26 protein-coding genes are annotated in these 24,046 nt (G+C 62.5%); 15 read left to right on the forward strand and 11 right to left on the reverse strand.

The features are described 5' to 3' along the window. Nucleotides 1-15: 15 nt before the first annotated feature. From ACQ5BM_RS12610 to ACQ5BM_RS12630, 5 genes are all read right to left on the reverse strand, one after another. On the reverse strand, nt 16-522 hold the full coding sequence (locus tag ACQ5BM_RS12610) for a GAF domain-containing protein (protein WP_429811378.1): 507 nt from the start codon (nt 520-522) through the stop codon (nt 16-18). A 76-nt stretch (nt 523-598) separates the two neighbouring features. Then, nucleotides 599-1,339, reverse strand: coding sequence for an ABC transporter ATP-binding protein (locus tag ACQ5BM_RS12615; RefSeq protein ID WP_429811380.1), 741 nt, complete (start codon nt 1,337-1,339; stop codon nt 599-601). Further along, the gene (locus ACQ5BM_RS12620; protein WP_429811382.1) at nt 1,336-2,169 is read right to left on the reverse strand and encodes an ABC transporter ATP-binding protein; all 834 of its coding nucleotides are present in this window, start codon (nt 2,167-2,169) and stop codon (nt 1,336-1,338) included. Before ACQ5BM_RS12620 ends, ACQ5BM_RS12615 begins: the two co-directional genes overlap by 4 nt. Then, nucleotides 2,169-3,074, reverse strand: a complete 906-nt coding sequence (locus tag ACQ5BM_RS12625; protein ID WP_429811384.1) for an ABC transporter permease — start codon at nt 3,072-3,074, stop codon at nt 2,169-2,171. Before ACQ5BM_RS12625 ends, ACQ5BM_RS12620 begins: the two co-directional genes overlap by 1 nt. Nucleotides 3,075-3,086: 12 nt before the next feature. Then, nucleotides 3,087-4,076: an ABC transporter permease gene (locus ACQ5BM_RS12630; protein WP_429812018.1), complete on the reverse strand. Its 990-nt coding sequence runs from the start codon at nt 4,074-4,076 to the stop codon at nt 3,087-3,089. Between the two features lie 303 nt (nt 4,077-4,379). Between ACQ5BM_RS12630 and ACQ5BM_RS12635 the strand changes: the two genes are divergently transcribed. The 3 genes from ACQ5BM_RS12635 (at nt 4,380) to ACQ5BM_RS12645 (ending at nt 7,222) form a co-directional block, all read left to right on the forward strand. Further along, nucleotides 4,380-5,060 (forward strand): helix-turn-helix domain-containing protein, encoded by a 681-nt coding sequence (locus tag ACQ5BM_RS12635; protein WP_429811386.1) that lies wholly within the window; start codon nt 4,380-4,382, stop codon nt 5,058-5,060. Between the two features lie 10 nt (nt 5,061-5,070). After that, nucleotides 5,071-6,660, forward strand: coding sequence for an ABC transporter substrate-binding protein (locus ACQ5BM_RS12640; protein WP_429811388.1), 1,590 nt, complete (start codon nt 5,071-5,073; stop codon nt 6,658-6,660). A 133-nt stretch (nt 6,661-6,793) separates the two neighbouring features. Next, nucleotides 6,794-7,222, forward strand: a complete 429-nt coding sequence (locus tag ACQ5BM_RS12645) for an OsmC family protein (RefSeq protein ID WP_429811390.1) — start codon at nt 6,794-6,796, stop codon at nt 7,220-7,222. Between the two features lie 68 nt (nt 7,223-7,290). On the opposite strand, the gene ACQ5BM_RS12650 is transcribed toward ACQ5BM_RS12645, so the two are convergent. The 4 genes from ACQ5BM_RS12650 to ACQ5BM_RS12665 form a co-directional block, all read right to left on the reverse strand. Continuing rightward, nucleotides 7,291-8,586 (reverse strand): MFS transporter, encoded by a 1,296-nt coding sequence (locus ACQ5BM_RS12650; RefSeq protein WP_429811392.1) that lies wholly within the window; start codon nt 8,584-8,586, stop codon nt 7,291-7,293. A gap of 222 nt (nt 8,587-8,808) precedes the next feature. Next, nucleotides 8,809-9,204 (reverse strand): MarR family winged helix-turn-helix transcriptional regulator, encoded by a 396-nt coding sequence (locus ACQ5BM_RS12655; RefSeq protein WP_429811394.1) that lies wholly within the window; start codon nt 9,202-9,204, stop codon nt 8,809-8,811. Nucleotides 9,205-9,312: 108 nt separating this feature from the next. After that, the gene (locus tag ACQ5BM_RS12660; RefSeq protein ID WP_429811396.1) at nt 9,313-9,834 is read right to left on the reverse strand and encodes a hypothetical protein; all 522 of its coding nucleotides are present in this window, start codon (nt 9,832-9,834) and stop codon (nt 9,313-9,315) included. 53 nt (nt 9,835-9,887) lie between these two features. Next, nucleotides 9,888-10,313: an Lrp/AsnC family transcriptional regulator gene (locus ACQ5BM_RS12665; RefSeq protein ID WP_429811398.1), complete on the reverse strand. Its 426-nt coding sequence runs from the start codon at nt 10,311-10,313 to the stop codon at nt 9,888-9,890. 100 nt (nt 10,314-10,413) lie between these two features. Between ACQ5BM_RS12665 and ACQ5BM_RS12670 the strand changes: the two genes are divergently transcribed. From ACQ5BM_RS12670 to ACQ5BM_RS12705, 8 genes are all read left to right on the forward strand, one after another. Next, on the forward strand, nt 10,414-11,487 hold the full coding sequence (locus tag ACQ5BM_RS12670) for an ornithine cyclodeaminase (RefSeq protein ID WP_429812021.1): 1,074 nt from the start codon (nt 10,414-10,416) through the stop codon (nt 11,485-11,487). Nucleotide 11,488: 1 nt separating this feature from the next. Further along, nucleotides 11,489-12,460, forward strand: coding sequence for a citrulline utilization hydrolase CtlX (ctlX, locus tag ACQ5BM_RS12675; RefSeq protein WP_429811400.1), 972 nt, complete (start codon nt 11,489-11,491; stop codon nt 12,458-12,460). Nucleotides 12,461-12,491: 31 nt separating this feature from the next. After that, the gene (locus ACQ5BM_RS12680) at nt 12,492-13,295 is read left to right on the forward strand and encodes a dimethylarginine dimethylaminohydrolase family protein (protein ID WP_429811402.1); all 804 of its coding nucleotides are present in this window, start codon (nt 12,492-12,494) and stop codon (nt 13,293-13,295) included. A 28-nt stretch (nt 13,296-13,323) separates the two neighbouring features. After that, nucleotides 13,324-14,124 carry a transporter substrate-binding domain-containing protein gene (locus ACQ5BM_RS12685; RefSeq protein WP_429811404.1) on the forward strand — a complete coding sequence of 267 codons (801 nt, stop codon included), beginning with the start codon at nt 13,324-13,326 and terminating at the stop codon, nt 14,122-14,124. Nucleotides 14,125-14,398: 274 nt separating this feature from the next. Continuing rightward, nucleotides 14,399-15,112 (forward strand): ABC transporter permease, encoded by a 714-nt coding sequence (locus tag ACQ5BM_RS12690; RefSeq protein ID WP_429811406.1) that lies wholly within the window; start codon nt 14,399-14,401, stop codon nt 15,110-15,112. Continuing rightward, nucleotides 15,112-15,813, forward strand: a complete 702-nt coding sequence (locus ACQ5BM_RS12695) for an ABC transporter permease (protein WP_334198142.1) — start codon at nt 15,112-15,114, stop codon at nt 15,811-15,813. Before ACQ5BM_RS12690 ends, ACQ5BM_RS12695 begins: the two co-directional genes overlap by 1 nt. Nucleotides 15,814-15,849: 36 nt before the next feature. Beyond that, the gene (locus ACQ5BM_RS12700) at nt 15,850-16,614 is read left to right on the forward strand and encodes an ABC transporter ATP-binding protein (protein ID WP_429811408.1); all 765 of its coding nucleotides are present in this window, start codon (nt 15,850-15,852) and stop codon (nt 16,612-16,614) included. A gap of 10 nt (nt 16,615-16,624) precedes the next feature. Then, complete coding sequence (locus ACQ5BM_RS12705) at nt 16,625-17,776, forward strand: M20 aminoacylase family protein (protein WP_429811410.1); 1,152 nt, start codon at nt 16,625-16,627, stop codon at nt 17,774-17,776. A gap of 19 nt (nt 17,777-17,795) precedes the next feature. On the opposite strand, the gene ACQ5BM_RS12710 is transcribed toward ACQ5BM_RS12705, so the two are convergent. After that, nucleotides 17,796-19,172, reverse strand: a complete 1,377-nt coding sequence (locus ACQ5BM_RS12710; RefSeq protein WP_429811412.1) for an FAD-containing oxidoreductase — start codon at nt 19,170-19,172, stop codon at nt 17,796-17,798. Further along, nucleotides 19,169-19,636, reverse strand: a complete 468-nt coding sequence (locus ACQ5BM_RS12715; protein ID WP_429811414.1) for a DUF4126 domain-containing protein — start codon at nt 19,634-19,636, stop codon at nt 19,169-19,171. Before ACQ5BM_RS12715 ends, ACQ5BM_RS12710 begins: the two co-directional genes overlap by 4 nt. Nucleotides 19,637-19,965: 329 nt before the next feature. Here ACQ5BM_RS12715 and osmF point away from each other — a divergent pair, with 329 nt between their 5' ends. The 4 genes from osmF to ACQ5BM_RS12735 all read left to right on the forward strand — a co-directional run bounded on the left by osmF (nt 19,966) and on the right by ACQ5BM_RS12735 (nt 23,821). Beyond that, nucleotides 19,966-20,877, forward strand: coding sequence for a glycine betaine ABC transporter substrate-binding protein OsmF (gene osmF / locus ACQ5BM_RS12720; protein WP_173518625.1), 912 nt, complete (start codon nt 19,966-19,968; stop codon nt 20,875-20,877). A 102-nt stretch (nt 20,878-20,979) separates the two neighbouring features. Next, entirely contained in the window at nt 20,980-22,149 is a 1,170-nt protein-coding gene (locus ACQ5BM_RS12725; RefSeq protein WP_429811416.1) for an ABC transporter permease, read from the forward strand. Beyond that, nucleotides 22,146-23,084, forward strand: a complete 939-nt coding sequence (locus tag ACQ5BM_RS12730; RefSeq protein WP_429811418.1) for an ABC transporter ATP-binding protein — start codon at nt 22,146-22,148, stop codon at nt 23,082-23,084. The genes ACQ5BM_RS12725 and ACQ5BM_RS12730 overlap by 4 nt, the downstream gene beginning before the upstream one ends. Beyond that, nucleotides 23,084-23,821, forward strand: a complete 738-nt coding sequence (locus tag ACQ5BM_RS12735; protein WP_429811420.1) for an ABC transporter permease — start codon at nt 23,084-23,086, stop codon at nt 23,819-23,821. Before ACQ5BM_RS12730 ends, ACQ5BM_RS12735 begins: the two co-directional genes overlap by 1 nt. Nucleotides 23,822-24,046 lie beyond the last annotated feature (225 nt).

The following is a 24,046-nucleotide window of genomic DNA, read 5'->3' on the forward strand; positions in this document are numbered from 1 at the left end:
CTCCGGCCCGCCGTCTTACTTCTTTTCGGCGCGCGCAGCGGCGAGGAAGGCGAGCTTCGCCGGCATTTCCAGATGCTTGGAGAGCGCCACGCGCTCTGGCGTATAGTGGTGCTCGACGTCGAGACAATTGACCGTGCCGAGCAGCTCGCCGCCGACCACGACCGGGATGTTGGCAACCGAACCGCAGCCGAGCGACCAGATGGTTTCGTGGTCGCCGAAGACCTTGGAAATGTCGACGATGGTGTTGGCGACAAAGGTCTGGTGCGCCTTGTGCACGATGTCGAACCAACTGTCGTAGCGGATCGGCTTGGTGCCGGAGGTCGGGTACTCTTGCGGGTGCGAGGTGTAGGCGCGGCGGGCGACTTCATTGACCATGTCGACCGTCATGATGGTGAAGAGCTTGGCGCCGATCACCTGGCGGCAAAGCGTCTGCAATGCGGTCCATACCGCATCGGCATCGGTGGTCTTGGCGATGGCCGCGTCGAATTCCGCCAGCGCGGCAGCGATCTGTTCACTGTTCATGCTATGTCCTTGGGGTTACTCGATGTTTTAGAGCGGGACGCGGGCGGAGAACAGCACGCGGTTTCCTTGCCCCGCCCTAGTTGGCATGCGCGGCGCTGATCTGCATCAGCTCACGCGAATAGGGATCCTTGAGGTCGCCGCGCTTGAGATCGGCGACGTCGGCCACTTCGACGATGCGGCCCTGGCGCATGACGGCGAGGCGATCGCAGAGGAACGAGACGACGGCCAGGTTGTGGGTGACCATCAGGAAGGTGAGGTTCTGCTCGCGCCTGAGCCGCTTCAGCAGGTTGAGGATTTCCGCCTGGACCGAAACGTCGAGCGCCGAGGTCGGCTCGTCGAGCAACAGCACCTTCGGTTTGAGCATCAGCGCGCGGGCGATCGCCACGCGCTGGCGCTGGCCGCCCGAAAGCTGGTGCGGAAAGCGGAAGCGGAACTTGCGATCGAGCCCGACCGAAGTCATGACTTCCTCGATCCGCGCGTTGCGGTCGCCGATGCCATGGATCGTCAGCGCTTCGCCGAGTGTCGCGTCCACCGTCTTGCGCGGATGCAGCGAGCCGTAGGGATCCTGGAACACCATCTGGCACTGGCGCGAGAAGGCGCGGTCGATGCCGTGACCGCGGGGGGAACCGAGCACCGTGATCGCGCCCGTCCATTCCGGCGCGAGACCGGCAATCGCCTTCAGCACCGTTGACTTGCCCGAGCCGCTTTCGCCGACGAGCGCAAAGCTCTCGCCGTCGGCGATGTCGAGATTGACGTCGTGGGTGATCTGCACGTCGCCATAGGAGATATCGAGGTTTTTGAGAGAGAGCGCGGTCATGCCTTAGCCCATGCGCTGCGGTCGAGCACCGGCAGCTCGTCCCGTGTTTCATCGAGGCGCGGGATCGAGGCTATCAGCCCGCGCGTATAGGGATGCTTTGCCGCCATCAGCTCGCCGGCCTTGCATTCCTCGACCACCTCGCCGGTGTTCATGACGAGGATGCGGTCGCAATAGCTGGAGACGAGGTTCAGGTCGTGACTGATGAAGATCAGCCCCATGCCCTTGCGCTTCACCAGTTCGTCGATGATGTCGAGCACCTGGGCCTGGACGGAGACGTCGAGCGCCGAGGTCGGCTCGTCGGCGATCAAAAGATCCGGCTCGGGGATCAGCATCATCGCGATCATCACGCGCTGGCCCATGCCGCCGGAGACTTCGTGCGGGTAGAGGCGGGCAACACGCTCCGGATCGGCGATACGCACCGATTCCAGCATGGCGAGCACACGGCTGTTGACCTCGCGACGCGGCAGTTTCTGGTGCGTCAGCAGCGCCTCGGCGATCTGCTCGCCGATGGTCATGACCGGGTTCAGCGAGAACTTCGGGTCCTGCATCACCATGGAGATGCGCGCGCCGCGGATGGCGCGCATCTGCCGCTCGGACTGCTTCAGCAGATCGATGCCGTCGAAAGTGAGCTTGTCTGCGGTGACCCGGCCGGGCGCCCGGATGAGCTGCAGGATCGACCGTCCGGTCATCGACTTGCCGGAACCGCTCTCGCCAACGATGCCGAGGCGCTCGCGGCCAAGCGTGAAGGAGATGCCGCGCACCACCTCGAGGTTGCCGCGGGGCGTCGGGAAGGTGACGCGTAGGTTTTCGATTTCGAGGAGCTTTTTCATCAGCGCTGCTCCCCGCTCTTCGGATCGAGCACGTCGCGCAGGCCGTCGCCGAGGAAGCAGAAGCCGAGGCTGACGAGAATGATGGCAAAGCCGGGCATGGTCGCAACCCACCACTGGTCGAGAATGAAGGAGCGGCCACGCGAGATCATCGCGCCCCATTCGGGCAGCGGCGGCTGGGCGCCGAGGCCGATGAAGCCGAGGCCGGCGGCCGTCAGGATGATGCCGGCCATGTCGAGCGTGACGCGGATGATCATCGATGAAGTGCAGAGCGGCAGCACGTGGCCGAGATTGACACGCAGGCTTGACGCGCCGAGCAGGCGGACCGCTGAGATGAACTCGGAGTTCTTGAAGGTGAGCGTTTCGGCGCGGGCGACGCGGGCATAGCCCGGCCAGGAGGTGATCGCGATGGCGATGATCGCGTTTTCGATCCCTGGACCCAATGCGGCGACGAAGGCGAGCGCCAGGATGAGCTTCGGCAGCGACAGGAAAATATCGGTAACGCCCATCAGAATACGATCGACCCAGCCGCCGAAGTAACCGGCGGCAACGCCGATCACGAGACCGGCGGGTGCTGCGAGCACGGCAACCAGCGTAACGATGGCGAGCGTGATGCGCGCGCCGTAGACGACGCGGGACCAGATGTCGCGGCCGAGTTCGTCGGTTCCCATCCAGTGGGCAGCGCTCGGCGGCAGCAGGCGTTCGCCGAGCGACTGGCGCAGCGGATCATGCGTCGCCAGCCAGGGGGCAAAGAGCGCCGTCAGCACCAGTGCTGCGATGATGATTGCGCCGACAACGGCCAGCGGATTGCGCATCAGCGCGCCGAAGATGCGGTAGAAACGGCCGAGGCGCGCCTGCATCGGTGAGGCGGGGCTGTCGTCGATCAGCCAATCGCGAAGTGTGGTCATGTGCGCCTCCTCTTAGCGTGCACGCGGATCGAGCACGCGGTAGAGCACGTCCGAAATCTTGTTGATGCCGATGAAGACCGCGCCGATGACCAGGGTCGAGCCGAGCACGGCCGACATGTCAGCGTTGAGCAGAGCGACGGTCAGGTAGTTGCCGATGCCAGGCCAGGAGAAGATGGTCTCGATCATGACCGAGCCTTCGAGCAAGCCGGCATAGGACAGGCCGATGACGGTGATCAGCGGCACGCGGATCGGCCGGAAGGCATGACGCCAGATGACGAGGCGCTCCGGCACGCCCTTGACCCGTGCGGTGGTGACATATTCCTGGCTCAGCTGGTCGAGCATGAAGGAGCGCGTCATGCGGGCGATATAGGCGAGCGAGAAGAAGCCGAGGCAGGACGCCGGAAGGATCAGGTGCCAGACGGCATTGCGGAAGATCTCCCATTCCCCGGCGATGATGCTGTCGACGAGGATCAGACCGGTCACCGGGGTGACCATGCCGTCATAGAAGATATCGACACGGCCCGGACCACCGACCCATTTCAGCCGCGCATAGAACACGGCAAGGCCGACAAGGCCGAGCCAGAAGGCGGGCACGGAGTAGCCGAGCAGGCCAACGACGCGAATGCCCTGGTCGAGCCACGAGCCGCGACGGGCGGCGGCAAAAACCCCGAGCGGCACGCCGATCAGAACGCCGAGAATGATGCCAAGCGTCGCCATTTCGAGCGTCGCCGGGAAGACGCGGGCGAGATCCTCGATGACCAGCTTGCCGGTCGAGACCGAGGTGCCGAAATTGCCTGACAGGACGTCGCCGACATAGCTGACGAACTGGACGGTCAACGGCTGATCGAGCCCCATTTCCTGGCGAACACGTTCATAGACGGCGACCGGCGCGCGGTCGCCAACGACGGCGAGAACCGGGTCGATCGGCACGATCCGGCCGATGAAGAAGGTAATCGCGAGCAGGCCGAGAAAGGTTATCGCGAGCGTAATCAGGAAGCCCATCAACGAGAATAGGCGCTGCCGTGCTCGGCTTGGCCGGGCGGCGCGGCGTACAGGCGCTGCTGGTGTCGTGCTGTCGTTTGCCACGTGGCGATTCCATCCCTCTTCGCTTGCGGTCTCACTTGTCGATAGCGCAAAAAATCGCTTGGAGTATATAAATAAGTTTGCTTAAATCAAAAAAATTTTACTGGAGCGACATGAGGAAAAAGTGTGCGGTTTTCCGCCCGCGTGTCGCTCCAGCGCATAAGAGGCGAGCGCGTTCATGACTGGGTCGATCCGGCCAGTCATCGCAACAGGGAGGGAAACGTGAGCGGTCCGTCGGATGACGAAGCCACGTCCGGGAAAAGTGCCGGGGCAGGACAACCGAAGATCGGCGCGCTGGTGCGCGCGCGTCGGCGGCAGATGCATATGACGCTGCAGGAACTGAGCGATGCGGCGGGCGTTTCCGTCGGCTATCTCAGCCAGATCGAACGCGATCTCGCCATGCCCTCGCTCGGCACGCTCGCGCAGATCGCGCAAGGGCTCGGCGCCGAACTCAACCATTTCATCCTGGCGCCAGCGATCGATACCGGCCTCTCGCGCGCCGAGGGGCGCATGGTGTTTTCCGTCGGCGGTTCGCCGGTTTCCTACGAGCGCATTGGCGCGGACTTCGCCGGCAATCAGCTTTCGAGCTTCGTCATCACGATACCGCCCGGGCACCGCTCCGAGGTCTTCAGCCATGAGGGCGAGGAGCTCGTCTACATCCTCGAAGGGGAAATCCTGTTCGGGCTCGATGGCGACGAGACGACGCTTTCCGTCGGAGACGGCCTGCATTTCCGTGGCATCCAGCCTCACTACTGGTGGAACAGGACCGACACGCCCGTGCGGCTGATCTGGACGGGCACCTTGCCGCTCTTCCGTTTGCGCGCATCCCAATCCAACGAGACCGGCGCGCCGAAATCGGCGCTGAAGCCGGCAATGACGAAAACCAAGCCTCATCGAAAATAGGAGAATGATGATGAGAATGTTCAAGGCCGCGGTCTTCGCGGCGTCCCTGATGCTGAGCGTAGCGCCGGCGGCGCTCGCCGAAACGCCGGCCGAAGTGCTGGTCGTTGCCCAGAATATCGACGACATCGTCAGCATCGACCCGGCCGAGGCCTATGAGTTTTCCTCCGGCGAATACGTGACGCAGACCTATGACCGCCTGGTGCAATATGATGCGCCCGACGTGAAGAAGCTGGCGCCGGGCCTTGCATCTGAATGGACCGCCGACGATGCCGCCAAGACGATCACCTTCACGCTGCGCGATGGCGTTACCTTCTCCTCCGGCAATCCGTTGCGCGGCGAAGACGTCGTCTATTCCTTCAAGCGCGTCGTCGTTCTCAACAAGGCCCCGGCCTTCATCCTGACGCAGCTCGGCTGGACGCCTGACAATATCGACAAGATGGTGACCGCCGACGGCAACAAGGTCACGATCAAGTACGAGGGTGACTTCTCCTCGGCCTTCGTTCTGAACGTGCTCGCCGCCCGCCCGGCCTCGGTCGTCGACGCGGAAACGGTCAAGGCCAACGAAGCCAACGGCGACTTCGGCAATGCCTGGCTGAAGGCCAATTCGGCCGGTACCGGTCCGTTCGTGTTGAAGGCGTTCCGCGCCGGCGAACTCCTGAACCTCCAGGCCAACCCAAGCTATTTCGGCGGCGCTCCGGCCATCAAGGGCGTCATCATCCGCCACGTGGCCGAAGCCGCCACCCAGCAGCTTCTGCTTGAGACCGGCGACGTCGACATGGCGAAGAACCTGACGCCGGACCAGGTGTCGGGCCTTCAGGGCAAGAGCGGCATGAAGGTCGAATCCTATCCGCAGGCGGCTGTTCACTTCCTGTCGTTCAACCAGAAGAACACGGCGCTGCAGCCGGAAGCCGTCTGGGAAGCCGCGCGTTACCTCGTCGATTACAAGGGCATGACTGACAGCTTCCTCAAGGGCCAGATGGAAGTGCACCAGGCCTTCTGGCCGAAGGGCTTCCCCGGCTCTCTCGATGAGACGCCCTACAGCTACGACGTTGAAAAGGCGAAGAAGATCCTCGCCGATGCCGGCATCAAGACGCCGATCAAGGTGACACTCGACGTCATCAACTCCACGCCGTTCACCGACATGGCGCAGTCGCTGCAGGCGTCCTTCGCCGAAGCCGGCATCAACTTCGAAATCATCCCGGGCACCGGCAGCCAGGTCATCACCAAGTACCGTGCGCGCACCCACGAAGCCATGCTGCTTTACTGGGGTCCGGACTTCATGGACCCGCATTCGAACGCCAAGGCCTTCGCCTATAACGAGGACAACGCCGACGACAAGTATCAGTCGACGACCACCTGGCGTAACGGTTGGGCCGTGCCGGCCGAGCTGAACGAAGCGACCAAGGCAGCGCTCAAGGAAGCCGATCCGGCCAAGCGTGATGCGCTTTATGTCGACCTGCAGCATAAGGTGCAGGAAAAGTCGCCGATCGTGATCATGTTCCAGGCCGCGACCCAGGTCGCGATGAAGGACAAGGTCGAAGGCTACGTCAACGGCGCCACTTCGGACTTCGTCTTCTACCGCCTGGTGAAGAAGAACTGAGCCGACGCTGCTCTTGCGCCGATCTTCAAAGGCGCACATATCAACGCCCTGGACCGGAAACGGCCCGGGGCGACATGTTTTTCGGCACCGGTAAGCGCCGGTCGAATAGGAAGCAGAGGGAAGGTCAGTAGCGATGGCGGATGTGAAGGTGAGAACGCGTGAAACCGGTGCGACGGCTGTCGTCGGCAGGACCGGCTTTCCGCATGTGACCTCGGTGACAGGGGGTGAGCTCGATATCGTTACCGGCCCGTCGCAGCCCGGCTACGGCCCGCTCGATCTGCTCTACGCGTCGCTTGCAAGCTGCCTGGTGCTCAGCGCCCGCATCGCCGCCAGCCGCTACGGCGTGCTCGACCGGTTGACGGAAGTGAGCGCCCAAGTGACCGGCGAAAAGGCGCATGACGAGCCTTCGCGTGTCGCAACATTCAACATCGTCTTTGACATCAAGGGCGATTTCGACGACGCGGTCCGCCATGCGATCGCGGAGGCGGCCGAAAACGAGATCTGCACCGTCAGCAACACGATCCGCGGCAATCCGGAATTCGTGACGCGCTTCAGTTCTTGAGGCGAGCTATTCGGGCTATGGCCGGCTGCCATCCAAAGCCGGCCACAGATTAGTGATTTAAGTGCGGCCTAAGCAGGCTGCGGTGCCAGTGCTTCCGTCTGGCGCCGGCCGATGGTCAGCACCAGCAGGGCGGCGACAACGCAGAGCATCCCGGCGGCAAGCAGGGCCGGCGTGTAGGTTTCGAGCGACGTCCGGCTTGCCCCCGCGAGGAAGGCGGCACTTGCGGCACCAAGCTGGTGGCCGGCGAAGATCCAGCCGAAGACGAGGCCGGCGCGTTCCGGGCCGAAGCGTTCAGCCGCGAGTTTCACGGTCGGTGGCACCGTGGCGACCCAGTCCAGGCCGTAGAAAATCGCGAAGATCGACAACGTGTAGATGTTGAAGCCGCTGAACGGCAGGAACATCAGCGACAGGCCGCGCAGGCCGTAGAACCAGAACAGCAGCCAGCGATTGTCATAGCGGTCGGAAAGCCAGCCTGAGCCGACAGTGCCGATGAGATCGAACACGCCAATCAGCGCCAGGAAGCCGGCAGCACCCACGGCGGCTATGCCGACGTCGCCGCAGATTGAAACCCAATGGGTCTGGATCAGGCCGTTGGTGCTGAACCCACAGACGAAGAAGGTGGCGAACAGCACCCAGAAGGTGTTGGTCTTCGCGGCATCGGCGAGTGCCCTGATCGGAGCCATCAGCAGGGCGCCGAAGCTTTTTGCCTTGGGCGGGGCCGGGACGACCTGCTTGGTGCCGAAGGGTGCAAGACCAAGATCGCTTGGCCGGTCCTGCATGAACAAAAGCACCAGGGTGAAGGCACCGGCGAGAACGATGATGACGAGCGTCAAGGCTGACCGCCAGCCGATCGTTTCGGTCAGCGATGCGAGCAGGGGCAGGAACACCAGCTGGCCGGTGGCATTGCTCGCGGTCATCAGCCCGACCACGAGGCCGCGTCGCTTGTCGAACCAGCGTGTCGCGACCGTTGCGCCGAGAACCAGGGCCGTCATGCCGGTGCCAATGCCCAGAACCACGCCCCAGAGCGCGACGAGATGCCAGAGTTCGGTCATGTAGAAGGAGGCGGCGATGCCCGAGAGGATCAGGACCAGTGCCGCGGAGACGACCTGGCGGACGCCGAAGTGATTCATGAACGAGGCGGCGAAGGGCCCAAGCAGGCCGAAGAGGCAGAGGCGGATCGCCAGCGCCATCGAAATCTCAGCATTGGACCAGCCGAATTCGGTCTCAAGCGGTTTGATCAGCACGCCCGCCGAGCCCATGGCGCCGGCGGTCGACAACATGACGAGGAAGGTGACGGCGGCCATCGCCCAGCCGTAGTGGATGTTGCGTTTGGCAAGGTAACGCGCGAGCGCCGGACCGAGCATCGTCGATTTCCTTTCGTCCGTTTTTTCGGGTTGCGAAAGCGGCGCGCGGGCTTACAGAGCGCGTTTCGCATTTTGGGATTAGAGCGCCGCGCGTTCAGGTGAACGCACAAAGGATGCTCTAGGTTTTTGATTCGAAAGCATCTTTCCGCTTCAAATGATCCAATCTAAAGAGCGGGATGCTCTGGTATCCGTCTGCCGCTGTCGCCTGACGGGCGGCGTCGCTTACAGCGTTTGCAGCAGTTCCTTCAGTTGCGCGGCGGCATCCGTCCCCAGTTGCGCCTCGATCCGGTCCTGTGCGCCCTGCCAAAGCGGCGCACCGTCTTCGAGGATCCGTCGGCCGTTTTCGGTGAGCTCGACAACGGCCTCCCTCTGATCCTTTCCGCTCCCGGTTTCGACCAGCCCCATTCCCTCCAGCACCTTGACGTTGCGGCTGACCGTTGAGCGCTCGAGTTCGATCTTGCGGCCAAGTTCGGTCATCGAGATCGGTTCATCGCGCTCGATGTGCCGAAGCAAACTGAATTGGGCGAGGTTGATGCCGATCGGCTGAAGTGCATCGTCATAGAGCGATGTCACTCTCCGAGTGGCTTTGCGTAAGAGGGCACAGTAGCAACGAGACATAATGTGTGTATATACACGCAACTTAATGGAGTCAAGTGTGTGGAGGCGAGGGGGGCGCGATTGCGCGGCAGATAATGAAGGATCCCGGAGCTCGTTCAGGCGCGTCGCTCAATCGACGAAGGGTTCGAGCTCCTTGTCGAACTCCACCTCGACGACATTGTTGAAGAGCGCAGTTGCCACCATGATGCCTGAAAAGGCGACGAGGTCGACGAGCGCCTTGGCATCGTAGCGCGCCTTCAGCCCAGCCCAGATTTCCTCCGGAACGGCATTGCTATCGGCGACGATCGCGCGCCCGAAGGCGATCAACCGCTGTTCGTCTTCCGTGGGTATAACGCTGTGGAAGTCGATGCCGGCATTGGCGAAGGCACGGCGGAAGAAGCCCATGGCGATCGGCGAGCGCATGGCCTCGGAAATCGCGTGCGAAAGAAACCAGATCGCCCGATCGTCAAGCGCTGGACGCAGTTCCTCGCGCAAAGCGAACCATTCCGCATAGATCCGGTGCGCAACCGGCGAATGCAGCAGCGTGCGCTTCATGTTGGTCATGCGTCCACGCACGCGTATTTCTTCGTCATGGGCGGCGCGGATCTCGTCGGAGGCGGTTTCGTAGTCGATCTGGGGGATATGGCTCACGGGCTTGCCTGTCTTGAAGGGCGCATTCTTGATGCGCTTGTGATGATGGGGAATCAGACGGTGCTGAGCAAAATGCTCGTTTCGCTGTTCGACACGCCGTCGACGTCGCGCACTTCGCGCAGGATGCGGTCGAAATCGCTGAGGCTGTTGGCGCGGATTTCGGCGACCAGATCCCAGCCGCCGTTGGTCGTATGGAGGGCGTAAAGCTCGGGCAGGCCGCGCAGGTACCTGATAACCTTGGTGGTGTTGCGGCCGCTAACCTCGATCATCATGATCGCACGGATGGCGCGATCGTCGTAATCCTGCCGCACGCGCAGCGTGAAGCCGAGCACGGCACCGCTTTCGAGCAGACGGTCGATCCGCGTCTGCACCGTCGCCCTGGAGATGCCGAGCACCGCCGCGATCTTGGAGTAGGGCGCGCGGCCATCTTCTCGCAAGAGCGAGATGAGCTGGTGATCGAGGTCGTCGAAGATATGCATGAATATTGCATATTACGATTGTGCAAATTGCTCAATATGCTCCTCAATTTTGGGCAAGTTTAAAATTTCAACTCACTTCTTGCCTGCCTAGGCTGACTTCATCGAATTTCTCCGATGGAGTGGTAACGTGGTTCAGTATGTCGGTGTCGGCAACGTAATCGAGCTGGTCAAATCGATCGGCATCGAGACGTTCCTTTTGGGTCTTGCGGAATATATCGAAGATGATTTCCGCCGATGGAACGCATTCGAGAAAACCCCGCGGCTCGCAAGCCATTCCAAGACCGGCGTCATCGAATTGATGCCGACCTCGGATGGCGAGCACTACGGCTTCAAATACGTCAACGGTCACCCGAAGAACCCGAATGTCGGCCTGCAGACGGTCACCGCCTTCGGCGTCCTTTCCGACGTCAGCACCGGTTATCCTTGCCTCGTCTCCGAGATGACGATCATGACGGGCCTGAGGACCGCCGCGACCTCTGCGCTTGCCGCAAAGTATCTCGCTCGTCCGGACGCCCGCTCGATGGCGATCATCGGCCTCGGCGCCCAGTCCGAGTTCCAGGCGCTGGCCTTCCGCGCTCTACTCGGCGTCAAGCGCCTGCAGGTCTTCGACATCGACGCCGAAGCCGCTGACAAGTTCTGCAGCAACCTCGACGATATGGATTTCGACATTGTCGTCGCGTCGACGGCGGAGGAGGCGGTTGCCGGCGCCGACATCATCACGACGGTGACGGCCGACAAGCGCAACGCCACGATCCTTTCCGACAACATGGTCGGCGCCGGCGTGCATATCAACGCCGTCGGCGGCGATTGCCCCGGCAAGACGGAACTGCAGGGCGACATCCTGCGCCGTGCCGATGTCTTCGTCGAATATCCGGAGCAGACCCGCATCGAGGGCGAGATCCAGCAGATGGCGCCGGATTTCCCGGTCACCGAACTCTGGCAGGTCATCGCCGGCGAGGCCGAAGGCCGCCGCAGCAACGGCCAGATCACCATCTTCGATTCCGTCGGTTTCGCGACGGAAGACTTTTCGGCACTGCGCTTCCTGCGCGACAAGATCCAGGGCACCGCGTTCTACACCGAGCTCGACCTGACGACGCAGCCGGAGCATCCGCGCGATCTCTACGGCCTGTTCAAGCAGCAGCCGGCCGCTTTTGCCGAGCGGAGCGTTGCCTGAAATGAAAAGACCGTCCGTACAGGCGCCGAAGGGCGTCGTGATGATCCGTCCGCATCATTTCGGCCCGAACCCGATGACGGCCGAGGATAACGCCTTTCAGGCGACCGACACCGCGCGCCAGGCCTCGGCGATCGCCAAGGCAGCTTACGACGAAGTCAGCCGCATGGCTGATGGGCTCGCCGGTGCCGGCGTCGCAGTCCACCTCTTCGAGGATGAGACGACGACGCGGCCCGACTCCGTCTTTCCGAACAACTGGTTCTCGACTCATTCCGGCGGGCACGTCGCGATCTATCCGATGTATTCGGAAAGCCGTCAGAGCGAACGCCGCTCCGACATCATCGAGATGCTGAAGAACGAGTACCGCGTTCAGGACGTGATCGATTACTCCGGTCTCGAAAAGGACGGCGTCTATCTCGAAGGCACCGGCGCCATGGTGCTCGACCATATCGGTCGCGTTGCCTACGCCGCCCGCTCCAACCGCACCAATGAAGTGGCGCTGGAACGCTTCTGCACCCACTTCAATTTCGAGCCGATGATCTTCGGTGCGGTCGATCGCCACGGCAATTCGATCTACCACACCAACGTTTTGATGTGCATCGGGACGGAGTTTGCGCTGATCGGCACGGGCATGATCCCCGATGTCGCCCGCCGCCAGGAAATCTGTGCCCGTCTCGAGGAAACCGGGCGTCAGGTGATCGATCTCACGATCGACCAGATCGAGAATTTCGCCGGCAATGCCATCGAGCTCGACGGCGCGGACGGCCGCGTCGTCGTCATGTCGGCGCGCGCGCTCGCCTCTCTCCGCTCCGATCAGATCAAGGCACTCGAAGCGTCCGCTCGTGTTCTCGCCTTCGACGTGCCGACCATCGAGCTTGCCGGCGGATCCGTCCGCTGCATGCTTGCAGGGGTTCACTTGTCCCGTCGGGAAAACGTGAACAAGCAACCGCTTTACGCAGCCATGTCCGATCGATAGAAGCACCTCATCCAAGCCAAAGGTACTAGAAATGTCGCAATCCCGCCCCGTCTACCAGTTCAACAACATCATCGTCCGCACCCCGTCGAAGTCGGTCGTCAACGGCCTGCGCGCCGATGATCGCGGCAACCCCACCTTCGAAGGTGTGAAGGCTGAGCACGATGCCTATATCGCGGCGATGAAGGACGCGGGCGTAAAGGTGACGGTTCTGCCGGCACTCGAGGCCTTCCCGGATTCGATCTTCGTTGAAGATCCGGCGCTCGTCTTCACCGAAGGCGCAATCCTCCTGCGCCCGGGTGCCGTAACGCGCATCAAGGAAACGCCCGAGATCGAACCGACGCTGCGTGCAATGTTCGAAACGGTGCTCGACCTGCCGGGTGACGGCTTTGCTGATGGCGGCGACGTGCTGACGACTCGCGAAAGCGTGATGATCGGCCTTTCCGCCCGCACCAACAAGGTTGGCGCCGATGCCCTCCAGGCTTGCCTTGCGAAGCTCGGCCGCAAGAGCGAGATCGTCGCGACGCCGGAAGGCGTGCTGCACTTCAAGACCGATTGCTCGCTGCTCGACGACGAGACCGTGCTTTCGACCGCGCGTCTCGCCAAGTCCGGTGTCTTCGAGCGCTTCAAGCAGGTGATCATTCCGGAAGGCGAAGAGCCTGCTGCCAACGCGCTGCGCGTCAACGACGTCGTCATGGTCGGCTCCGATTTCCCGCGCACGATCGAGATGCTCGACAAGCTCGGCTACAAGGTCGTGCCCATGAAGACGACGGAGATCGGCAAGATCGATGCAGGTCTCTCCTGCATGTCGCTGCGCTGGTTCAGCAACACGCTCTGATCCGACGCAATCCCCGAGGAGGAACATTATGAAGACGTTGAAGACCGCCCTGTTCGCAGGGATCGCCCTTTCCATGGCTGCCGGCGGCGCATTTGCCGAGGATACGTTGCGGCTCGGCATGACGCCGGAACCCTACATGCCCTTCACCCAGGTCAATGCCGGCGGCGAATGGGAGGGTCTGGAAGCCGACCTTTCCCGTGCGCTGTGCGAGAAGATGGCGGTGAAGTGCGACATCAACCAGATGGCCTGGGATGGACTGATCCCGTCGCTGAAGGAAAACAAGGTCGACTTCATCATCGGCGCCTTCTCGATCACCGACGAGCGTCGTCAGGTCGTCGACTTCTCGGCGCCCTATTACACCGAAGGCACGTCCTTCGTCGGCGCCAAGGCTGACACGAGCGAGATCAAGACGATCGACGCAGCAGATGGTTCCGGCAAGATCATCGATCCGGCTGATGTCGAGGGCAAGATCATCGGCGTGCAGACCTCGAGCGTGCAGTCGGCCTATGTCTCCAAGTACCTGACCGGTGCCGAAGCCAAGAGCTACGACACGGCAGACAACTCGGTTGCCGACCTCATCGCCGGCCGCGTCGACTACGTGCTGATCCCTGACCTCTACATCCAGACCTTCCTGAAGACGCCGGAAGGCGCTGACTACGAGGTCAAGGTCGAGGTGCCGAAGAACGTCACGCTCGGCGAAGGCGTCGCCTATGCCGTGCGCAAGGGTGACGCTGCGACCCTCGACAAGGTCAATGCCGCCCTCGCTGTTCTCGAAAAGGACGGCACGACACAGAAGCTCGTGGACAAGTGGATCTTCGGCAAGAAGTAAGCGCACGTTCTTGAGGGCGGCGCCCCGGTCTCGGCCCGCCGCCGCCCTCATTCGCCAAACCGGCCGCAGCGCCGGGGCACCCTTGCAGCCACCGTGACGACGACCTTTGCCCGCCGTGACCGGACGGGCGGCGTTCTACAGCGCCGCGCGTCTTATGAGACGCGCAAAGGTCGCTGTAGCACTTTGATTTGCTGCATGTCTTTGTCCTTAAATCGAGGTCGATTTAAGGAAACATGCAGTAGGGCTGACGAATATCGGGAACAGGTAACGACGGATGGACTATTACTGGCAATTGCTTGCCTGGGGCGGCGAGGGCTGGGGCGATGATTTCGCCTGGGGCCTGCTCATGACCTTGCAGGTTTCCGTGGTCGCCTATGCGGTTGCGGTTCTCTTCGGCTTCCTGGGGGCTGCCGGCAAATTGTCGAAGCACCGCGTTCCGCGCGTCCTTGCCGAGATCTACACGACCGTCGTCCGCTCTCTTCCCGAACTGCTGGTCATCCTGCTTCTCTATTTCTCGGTCGCCAGCGGCGCGGAGCGGCTGTTGAAACACTTCGGTCTCGTGGCCGAGACCTTCCAGTTCAGTTCCTTCTGGGCGGCCATCATCGCGCTTGCTTTCGTCTCCGGCGCCTTCATGACCGAGGTGCTGCGCTCCGCCTTTCTTTCCGTGCCGCCTGGCCAGATCGAGGCAGCCGTCTCGATCGGCATGCCGAGACGCAAGGTTTTCACCCGCATCATCTTTCCGCAAATGATGCGCCACGCCGTGCCCGGCATGGGCAATCTCTGGCTGTCGATCACCAAGGAAAGCGCCATCATCAGCGTGCTCGGCTCGTTCAGCGAGCTGCTCTACACCGGGTATCGGGCGGCGGCCGGCACCAAGCAGTACATCTTCTTCTATGGGCTGACGGCCATCCTGTTCCTGGCGATCACGCTCGTTTCCGTCCTGGCGATCGCCGAGATCGAGCGCCGCCTCAACCGGGGGCACCATTGATGGAAACGATATCAAACGTCGTCGGTTTCCTGCCGGCGCTGATCAAGGCAACCCCGCTGACGCTGCTTTTGACTGCGGTCGCCGGCGTCTTCGGACTGGTCATCGGTACGCTCGTGGCGCTTGCCCGGCTTTCCGGTCGTCGCGTGCTTTCGGTTCCTGCCTATGTCTTCACCTTCGCCTTCCGCGGCACACCGCTCTTGGTCCAGATCTATCTGATCTATTATGGCCTGGGGCAGGTACTGCCCGGCACCTGGGTGCGCCACAGCTTCCTCTGGCCCTATCTGCGTGATGGCCTGTGGTACGCGATCTTCGCGCTCAGCCTCAACCAGGCATCCTACAATGCCGAGGTCATCCGTGGCGCGATCAAGGCGGTCCCGCGCGGACAGATCGAAGCGGCAAAATCGATCGGCATGCGCTCGTCGATGATCCTGACCCGCATCACCTTGCCGCAGGCGTTCCGCTCCTGCCTGCCGGTGCTGACGGGCGATCTGATCATCTTGTTGAAGACGACGTCGCTCGCCTCGACGATCACGATCCTCGAGGTCATGGGCACGGCCCGCATGCTGCAGCGCCAGTCGCTGTTGATCTTCGAACCGCTGATCGCCGCCGGCATCATCTATTTCACCGTCGTCTTCATCCTGACGCGCGTCATGGGCGTCGTCGAGAAGCGGCTCACCCGCTACCGCACGGCGAAGGCATAACGAGGAGGCGCGCCGCGGCGCGCAAGAGGAACGAACATGGTCGCAACAGCGCTTTCGGTGAAGAACATTCACAAGAGCTTCGGGTCCGTCGAGGTGCTCAAGGGCGTCTCCTTCGAGGCAAAGTCCGGCGACGTCATCTCGCTGATCGGCAGCAGCGGCTCGGGCAAAAGCACGTTGCTGCGCTGCATCAACTATCTGGAGACGCCCGACGAGGGCGAGATTTCGGTGTCTGGCGAGGTGATCCGCACCGTCAAGGGCAAGGACGGCAAGTTCCACGCCGCCGACAAGCGGCAGCTCGAACATATCCGCACCCGCCTTGGCATGGTGTTCCAGAGCTTCAATCTCTGGTCCCACAAGACCATCCTCGAAAACATCATCGAGGGGCCGATCCATGTGCTCGGCATGGCGCGCAAGGATGCGATCGGCGAGGCCGAATTGCTGATGGAAAAGGTCGGCATCACCCCGAAGCGCGATCATTACCCGAACCAGCTCTCAGGCGGCCAGCAGCAGCGCGCCGCAATCGCCCGGGCGTTGGCGATGAAGCCGGAGGTTATGCTCTTCGACGAGCCGACCTCTGCGCTCGACCCGGAACTCGTCAATGAGGTGTTGCTGGTGATCAAGAAGCTCGCCGAAGAGGGGCGCACCATGGTGATGGTCACGCATGAGATGTCACTTGCCCGCGATATCTCCAGCGAGGTGATCTTCCTCCACAAGGGACTGGTGGAAGAACGCGGCGCGCCATCAAAGGTGATGCGCGATCCGCAATCGGCGCGGCTGCGCCAGTTTCTGCAGATGGCTTGAGGAGGCCGAAATGCGCGACGCCACTTTTTCCGAATTCCTGCCCGAGCTCGTCGAGATCCGTCATAAGCTGCATGAGATGCCCGAGATCGGACTTTCCGAGGTGAAGACCTCCGAGTTTGTCGCAGGATTGCTGCAATCCTGGGGCTTCGAGGTGACGCGCGGCCTGGCGACGACAGGCATCGTCGCCACGCTGAAGCGTGGCAACAGCAACCGCGCCATCGGCTTTCGCGCCGACATGGATGCGCTGCCGATGCAGGAAGAAACCGGACTTGCCTATCAGAGCAAGCACCCGGGCGCGATGCATGCCTGCGGCCATGATGGCCACACGAGCATGTTGCTCGGTGCGGCCTGGGCGCTGTCGAGGGACGAGAGTTTCAACGGCACGGTCCACCTGATCTTCCAGCCGGCCGAGGAAAACTTTGGCGGCGGCAAGCTGATGATCGAGGACGGCCTGTTCGAGCGCTTCCCCTGCGAGCGGGTCTATGCGCTGCACAACTGGCCGGGCCTGCCGGTCGGCCAGTTCTCAAGCCGTCCAGGTGCGATGGCGGCGTCGATCGACGTGCTGACGCTGACGATCCGGGGCAAGGGCGGCCACGGCGCCCAGCCGGAACTGACGGTTGATCCCGTTGTCGTCGGCTCAAGCGTGGTGATGGCGCTGCAGACGCTGGTCTCGCGCAACGTCTCGCCGCATCAGCCGTCCGTGGTAACGGTCGGTTCGTTCCAGTCGGGCTCCGCTTCGAACATCATTCCCGATACGGCGGTGCTGGAGATCAGCATGCGCTCGACCGACCCTGCCGTGCGCAAGCAGTTGCAGGAGCGTGTGGAGCAGATCGCCCGCTTCCAGGCGCAGAGCTACAATGCCGAAGCAACCTTCGATTGGCAGGTCGGCTACCCCGCGACGATCAACGATGCGGAGGCGGTCGAAGACGCACGCGCCGTGATCGCCGAGACCTTCGGCGCCGACGCCTATGTCGACCTCCCCGAGCCGCTGATGGGCAGCGAGGACTTTTCCTTCCTGCTGGAAAAGGTCCCGGGCGCCTATGTGTTGATCGGTAACGGTCAAAGCAGTGGTCTGCACACCACCCGCTACGATTTCAACGACGAAATCCTCGAGCGCGGGGCGAAGTATTTCTACCATCTCGCCCGCGCAGCGCTCGTCTGAATCGCGATGGCGCCAACCGTCAGGCGTTTGAGTGCAAGTCGCCGAAGACGGTCGGGATCAGTTCCGCGACGGTCGGATGGATATGCACCGCGTGGGTGATCGTCGTGTAGGGCTTGGCGGCGTACATCACGTCGAGAATGCTCTGCACCGCCTCGTCGCCGCCGGTGCCGAGGATCGAGGCGCCGAGGATTTCCTTGGTGTCGGCATCGACGATCACTTTCATGAAACCCTCGGTCTCGCCCTTCTCGACGGCGCGGCCGACGCGGCTCATCGGTCTGCTGCCGATAAGCAATTTGCGCCCCGACTTTCGCGCCTCGGTTTCCGTCATGCCGGCACGGCCGAGCGGCGGATCGATGAAGAGAGCATAGGTCGAGATCCGGTCGCTGACCTTTCGCGCCTCGCCATCGAGCAGGTTTGCTGCGACGATTTCGAAGTCGTTGTAGGCGGTGTGGGTGAAGGCGCCGCGGCCGTTGCAGTCGCCCATGGCGAAAATATGCGCCACGTTGGTCCTGAGGCGCTCGTCGACTTCGATGTAACCGCGGGTGTCGGTCTTGACGCCGGCGCGATCCAGGTCGAGATCGTCGGTGTTCGGCCGACGTCCGGCCGCCAGCAAGAGATGGGAGCCCGCGATCTCAGGCGCGCCTGCCGTGCAATCAACTCCGGCGACAACTTCGTCGCCCCGTTTGGCGAAGCGGATGCACTCGGCATTCAGCCGGAACGCGATACCTTCTTTTTCCAGGATCGCGAGAATTGCATCGGAAACATCCGCATCCTCGCGGCCGATCAGCCGCGGCCCCTTCTCGATGACGGTCACCTCCGAGCCGAAGCGGCGGAACATCTGCGCGAATTCGAGCCCGATATAGCTGCCGCCGACGACGATCAAGTGACGGGGCAGGGTGTCGAGATCCATGATCGAGACGTTGTTGAGATAGGGCACCTCCTCGACGCCAGGGAAATCCGGCGTTGCGGCGCGCCCACCGACATTCAGAAAGATCTGATCGGCTGAAAGCAGGTCTTCGCCCAGGCGGACCTCATGCGGGCTTTCGAAGCGGGCATGGCCCTCGAAGACAGTGCAATTCTTCATGCCCTTCAGCCAGCTTTCAACGTTCTTGCGCGACGTGAACCGCACCGTGTCCTTGCGCGCCATGACGCGGGCGAAATCGATGGAGATGGGGCCTGTGCTGACCCCATAATCCGCACCTCGCCGCGCCAGATGGGCCGCGTAGGCGCTTGCAACCATCGCCTTGGTCGGCATGCAGCCGGTATTGACGCAGGTGCCGCCGAAGAACTTGCGCTCGATGATGGCGACGGTCTTTCCCGCGGCTGTCAGACGGCCAGCGAGCGAAGGGCCGGCCTGGCCGGCGCCGATGATGATTGCGTCGAAGTGTTTTGTCATGAGACTAAGGACACCACCCAGAGTGCGAGGAGAACGGCGATAGCATCCTCGACAACGGCGATCGGCAGATCCTTGCCGCCGATGGCCGCAACGAGGCGCTTGCGAGCTTCGTAGCCGCCGAGCGTTCCGATGACTGCACCGATGACGCCGGCGACCAGACCGCCCAACATAGCACCTCCGGCGGCGCCAAGCACGGCACCACAGAAGCCACCGCTGACGATGCGGGCGCCGAACTGCTGCGGAACCTTTCGGCTCGGCGTGCTCGGCAATTGATCGCCCACGAACTCCACGAGGGCCAGCAGGCCGAAGATGTAGGGCGTGAACCGAAAGCCCATGAAGGCGGCCCAGGTGCCGTCAAGTGGTAACCAACCGGCCGCAGCGCCAATGCTGACGGCCGCCGGTGCAGTCATGGTTCGCAGGCCGGCAACCACGCCGATAAGCAGCGCGAGAAGATGGATCGACATGAAATCCCCGAACTTTCGCCGGGCGAACCCTCCGTCAGCCCCCGGGCGGTTGGGTCGAGCGGCATCGCAACCAAGAGTGAACGCAGATGTTCTGGCGGGCCTTGATCAAGGTGGCCGACAATGCGGTCGATTGCAACGACTATTCGGTCGCGCCGAATGCGATAATCCAGACTTTCGATCATGTTAGTAGAGGAAGAAATTTTTCGTCCGCCACAGTCTCAGCGTGCAACCCTATTTTTTGCCGGGGGCTGACATATATGGAATGGCTTACCCCGACGCAGCGGACTTTCCGTGATCAAACTTGGGGATCGAAATCCGAGGAGAATCCCATGCGCCTGACCAGACTGCTTATCGGAACTGCCTTTGCCTTCACGTTGACCGCAGCCGCGGCCAGCGCCGACGTGGTCGTTTCCTCGAAGATCGACACGGAGGGCGGTGTGCTCGGCAACATCATCCTTGCTGTGCTCAACGCCAACAACATCAAGACGGTAGACCGCGTTCAGCTCGGTGCGACGCCGGTCGTGCGCAAGGCGATCACCGCGGGCGAGATCGACATCTACCCGGAATACACCGGCAACGCCGCCTTCTTCTTCGAAAAGGCTGACGATCCGGTGTGGAAGGACGCGGCCAAGGGTTACGAGACCGCCAAGAAGCTCGACTACGACGCGAACAAGATCGTCTGGCTGACACCGTCTCCGGCCAACAACACCTGGGCGATCGGTCTTCGCAAGGAAGTGGCGGATGAGAACAAGCTGAAGACGCTGAGCGATTTCGGCAAATATGTTTCGGGTGGCGGCAAGGTCGTGCTCGCCGCATCGTCCGAGTTCGTGAATTCGGCCGCTGCCCTTCCGGCCTTCCAGACGACCTATGGCTTCACCCTGAAGCAGGACCAACTCATCACCCTCTCGGGCGGTGATACCGCGGCAACGATTGCGGCTGCAGCGAACCAGACGAATGGCGCCAATGCGGCCATGGTCTACGGAACCGACGGTGGCATCGCGCCTTCCGGCCTCGTCGTGCTCGAAGACGACAAGGCGGTGCAGCCCGTCTATCAGCCGACGCCGATCATCCGCGAAGCGGTGCTCAAGGAAAATCCGCAGATCGAGGAACTGCTGAAGCCGGTGTTCGAGAAGCTCGACCTCCAGACGCTTCAGGACCTGAACGGCCGCGTGCAGGTTGGCGGCGAGCCGGCCAAGACCGTCGCCGAAGACTTCCTGAAGAAGAACGGCTTTCTGAAATAAGTTGACCGATAACCGGGACGCTGGTCCGATGGCCGGCGTTCCGGGGCGTATCTGTTCTGCAGGTGCCGAAGTCGCGCCGGCACAGGCGGGGAGGGATGTGGCTTGAGAGAACTCCGCTTTGACAAGCTCGGAGCGATCATCGCGACTTTGGCGCTTGGCGGCGCCTTGATCGCGCCCTTCGCAACGTTTCGCGCCAATCGCATCGTCGCCGGTGAGGCGAAGACGATCGTCGACTCCCTGCCGCAGCCCTGGAGCGTGGCAGTGCTTTTGGTGATCCTTGCGGGCGCGCTCGTAGCGGCTATGCGCTCGCCCGCCATTCTGCGCCTTGTCGCAGCTTTCGCAGCGCTGGGCGTACTGGCGCTCGGCATCGGTGTCGCCGCCAGCCACCTGGCGCCGGAAGGCAACAGCTACGCCCGCGTTTCGCCTGCCTCCGGCTTCTGGGTCATGCTCTTCGCCTTCGGCCTGCTGGCCGCCGATGCCCTGACGCGATTGCGCCCGGCGCCTTTCGTGCGCATCATCGTGCTTGTCGCCGTGCTCGCCTTCATCGGGATGCTGTTGTTTTCCGGTGCTTGGGACGGTCTCTCGATCCTTAAGGAATATTCAAGCCGGGTCGATACTTTCTGGGCGGAAGCCCGCAAGCATGTGACCTTGGCGCTCGGCTCGCTTGCGGCCGCAACCATCGCCGGCATTCCACTCGGCATCCTCTGCCATCGCGTCACGCGGCTGCGCGACGGCTTGCTCGGAATCCTGAACGCGATCCAGACGATCCCGTCGATCGCACTTTTCGGCATTCTCATTGCGCCGCTTGGCTGGATCGCCGCCAACGTGCCGGGCGCCGCCACGATCGGCATTCGCGGCATCGGCGTCGCGCCGGCCTTCGTCGCACTGTTTCTCTATTCGCTCTTGCCGGTCGTCGCCAATACCGTCGTTGGGCTGGCCGGTGTTCCGAGGGACGCGAATGACGCCGCCCGCGGCATCGGCATGACCGATTGGCAGCGGCTTGTCGGCATCGAATTTCCGCTAGCCTTTCCGGTGATCCTCACCGGCATCCGGATCGTGCTCGTGCAGAATATCGGCCTGGCAACCATTGCGGCGCTGATCGGCGGCGGCGGTTTCGGCGTCTTCGTCTTCCAGGGTGTCGGGCAGACAGCGATGGATCTCGTGCTGCTCGGGGCCGTTCCGACCGTCGTGATGGCGTTTGCCGCGGCGATCGTCCTCGACGCAATGATCGAGATGGCCACACCAAACGACAGACAGGCAGAGGCCGCATGATCGAGATCGAGAACATCACCAAGCGCTACGGCGAGATCGCGGTCGTCGACGACGTCAGCCTTACGATCGCACCACGCACGGTCACCGTCGTGGTCGGCACCTCCGGTTCCGGCAAGACGACGCTTTTGCGCATGATCAACCGGCTGGTGGAGCCGACGGCGGGGACGATCCGCCTCGATGGCGAGGACAACCGTTCGCTGCCAGGCTATGAGCTGCGCCGGCGCATCGGTTACGCGATCCAGGGGCACGGCCTGTTCCCGCATCGAACCGTCGCGCAGAACATTGCCACCGTGCCGACCCTGCTCGGCTGGCAACGCTCGCGCATCGATGCCAAGGTGGACGAGCTTCTCCAACTGTTCCAACTCGATCCGGCCGCCTTTGGTCCACGCTTTCCGCACGAGCTTTCCGGCGGTCAGCAACAGCGTGTCGGCGTCGCGCGGGCGTTGGCTGCCGAACCGAAAGTCCTGCTGATGGACGAGCCCTTCGGCGCACTCGACCCGATCATTCGCGCCAAGGCGCAGGATGATCTGCTCGCCATTCAGAAGCACTTCGAGACGACGGTCATTCTCGTCACCCATGACATGGAGGAGGCCTTCCAGCTTGCCGACCGCATTGCCGTCATGGACAAGGGCAAGGTGGTGCAATATGCGACGCCCGCCGAAATGCTGATCAAGCCCGCGACCCCGTTTGTCGAAAGCCTGATCGGGGTCAGCGAGCGGCCCTATCGGTTGCTCGCGATCGAGCAGGTCTCAAGCGCCGTCGAACCAGGTTCGGCAGATGGCGCTGCCATATCGAGCGCGCTCACGCAAAGGGAGGCCCTTGCCGAACTCCTCTGGTCCGGACGGAACGCGCTGCCGGTGGCCGATCCCGCAGGTGCAATCATCGGCAAGGTCAGTCTCGAAGGGCTGGTTAAACGAGCGGCTGGGCCCGCCTGATGCCGAATCTATCCACGCTTTTTCGCGCGGCAGCGTTCCTGGTGCTGGTCGCCTTCCTGCTGCAACCGCAATGGTTCGAACCCTTGCTGCGGCCACTGGTTCAGGCAAATGCGCCCGTGATCTACAATCAGGGCAGCCTGCTGCAACTGACGCTGCTGCATCTGCGCACCGTCGCCATCGCGGTGGCCGCTGCGGCAGTGATTGCGCTTGCCCTGGCAATATTGGTGACGCGCGAATCCGGGTCAGAGTTCCTGCCGCTGTCCCGGAGCCTGGTGAATATCGGCCAGACCTTTCCGCCGGTGGCCGTTCTGGCGCTCGCCGTTCCCATCTTCGGCTTCGGTGAGAAGCCGACGTTCATCGCGCTCTTTCTCTACGGCCTGCTGCCGATCTTCGAGAACGCACTGACGGGGCTGACGACCCTGCCGCCCTCCGTCATGGAGGCCGCGCGCGGTGCCGGCATGACAGGCGGCCAGCGGCTGATGAAAGTCGAGCTGCCGCTGGCGATGCCCGTGATCCTTGCCGGCATCCGGCTTTCGGTGGTCATCAGCCTGGCAACAGCCACGATCGGCTCGACGGTCGCGGCGAAAACCCTCGGCGAAGTAATCATTGCCGGTCTGCAATCGAACAATCTCGCTTTCGTCGTCCAGGGCGGCCTGATCGTCGCGACGCTTGCGGTCTTGTTGCACGACGGATTGCAGGCGGCCGAAAGAAAACTCGCCGCAAGAATGGGGCGCTAAAGGCACCCGCCTGTCCGTCGCCAAGGTAGTGTGGCGACGCCTCGATCAAAATCGAAGCCCCTCATGACGGCCACGCAACGTGCAGTGGTCTGGACCGCTTTCGTCCTGCCGTAGAGTTGCGGATTGCGCACCCTTTTTAGTTGTCCGTGAAATGCCTGCTTTCTCGGCATGTGCCCTTAATATGAAAATGAATTTCACAATTTTACAAAAAATACGGATTTGGGT

Origin of the sequence: Ensifer sp. B1-9, assembly GCF_050474445.1 — a bacterium.
Classification (GTDB): Bacteria; Pseudomonadota; Alphaproteobacteria; order Rhizobiales; family Rhizobiaceae; genus Ensifer.

Coding starts and splice junctions, on each gene's coding strand:
- ACQ5BM_RS12610 (WP_429811378.1), bottom strand. CDS start 522: ATGAACAGTGAACAGATCGCTGCCGCGCTGGCGGAATTCGACGCGGCC.
- ACQ5BM_RS12615 (WP_429811380.1), bottom strand. CDS start 1,339: ATGACCGCGCTCTCTCTCAAAAACCTCGATATCTCCTATGGCGACGTG.
- ACQ5BM_RS12620 (WP_429811382.1), bottom strand. CDS start 2,169: ATGAAAAAGCTCCTCGAAATCGAAAACCTACGCGTCACCTTCCCGACG.
- ACQ5BM_RS12625 (WP_429811384.1), bottom strand. CDS start 3,074: ATGACCACACTTCGCGATTGGCTGATCGACGACAGCCCCGCCTCACCG.
- ACQ5BM_RS12630 (WP_429812018.1), bottom strand. CDS start 4,076: ATGGGCTTCCTGATTACGCTCGCGATAACCTTTCTCGGCCTGCTCGCG.
- ACQ5BM_RS12640 (WP_429811388.1), top strand. CDS start 5,071: ATGAGAATGTTCAAGGCCGCGGTCTTCGCGGCGTCCCTGATGCTGAGC.
- ACQ5BM_RS12645 (WP_429811390.1), top strand. CDS start 6,794: ATGGCGGATGTGAAGGTGAGAACGCGTGAAACCGGTGCGACGGCTGTC.
- ACQ5BM_RS12650 (WP_429811392.1), bottom strand. CDS start 8,586: ATGCTCGGTCCGGCGCTCGCGCGTTACCTTGCCAAACGCAACATCCAC.
- ACQ5BM_RS12655 (WP_429811394.1), bottom strand. CDS start 9,204: ATGTCTCGTTGCTACTGTGCCCTCTTACGCAAAGCCACTCGGAGAGTG.
- ACQ5BM_RS12665 (WP_429811398.1), bottom strand. CDS start 10,313: ATGCATATCTTCGACGACCTCGATCACCAGCTCATCTCGCTCTTGCGA.
- ctlX (WP_429811400.1), top strand. CDS start 11,489: ATGAAAAGACCGTCCGTACAGGCGCCGAAGGGCGTCGTGATGATCCGT.
- ACQ5BM_RS12680 (WP_429811402.1), top strand. CDS start 12,492: ATGTCGCAATCCCGCCCCGTCTACCAGTTCAACAACATCATCGTCCGC.
- ACQ5BM_RS12685 (WP_429811404.1), top strand. CDS start 13,324: ATGAAGACGTTGAAGACCGCCCTGTTCGCAGGGATCGCCCTTTCCATG.
- ACQ5BM_RS12690 (WP_429811406.1), top strand. CDS start 14,399: ATGGACTATTACTGGCAATTGCTTGCCTGGGGCGGCGAGGGCTGGGGC.
- ACQ5BM_RS12695 (WP_334198142.1), top strand. CDS start 15,112: ATGGAAACGATATCAAACGTCGTCGGTTTCCTGCCGGCGCTGATCAAG.
- ACQ5BM_RS12700 (WP_429811408.1), top strand. CDS start 15,850: ATGGTCGCAACAGCGCTTTCGGTGAAGAACATTCACAAGAGCTTCGGG.
- ACQ5BM_RS12705 (WP_429811410.1), top strand. CDS start 16,625: ATGCGCGACGCCACTTTTTCCGAATTCCTGCCCGAGCTCGTCGAGATC.
- ACQ5BM_RS12710 (WP_429811412.1), bottom strand. CDS start 19,172: ATGACAAAACACTTCGACGCAATCATCATCGGCGCCGGCCAGGCCGGC.
- ACQ5BM_RS12715 (WP_429811414.1), bottom strand. CDS start 19,636: ATGTCGATCCATCTTCTCGCGCTGCTTATCGGCGTGGTTGCCGGCCTG.
- osmF (WP_173518625.1), top strand. CDS start 19,966: ATGCGCCTGACCAGACTGCTTATCGGAACTGCCTTTGCCTTCACGTTG.
- ACQ5BM_RS12730 (WP_429811418.1), top strand. CDS start 22,146: ATGATCGAGATCGAGAACATCACCAAGCGCTACGGCGAGATCGCGGTC.
- ACQ5BM_RS12735 (WP_429811420.1), top strand. CDS start 23,084: ATGCCGAATCTATCCACGCTTTTTCGCGCGGCAGCGTTCCTGGTGCTG.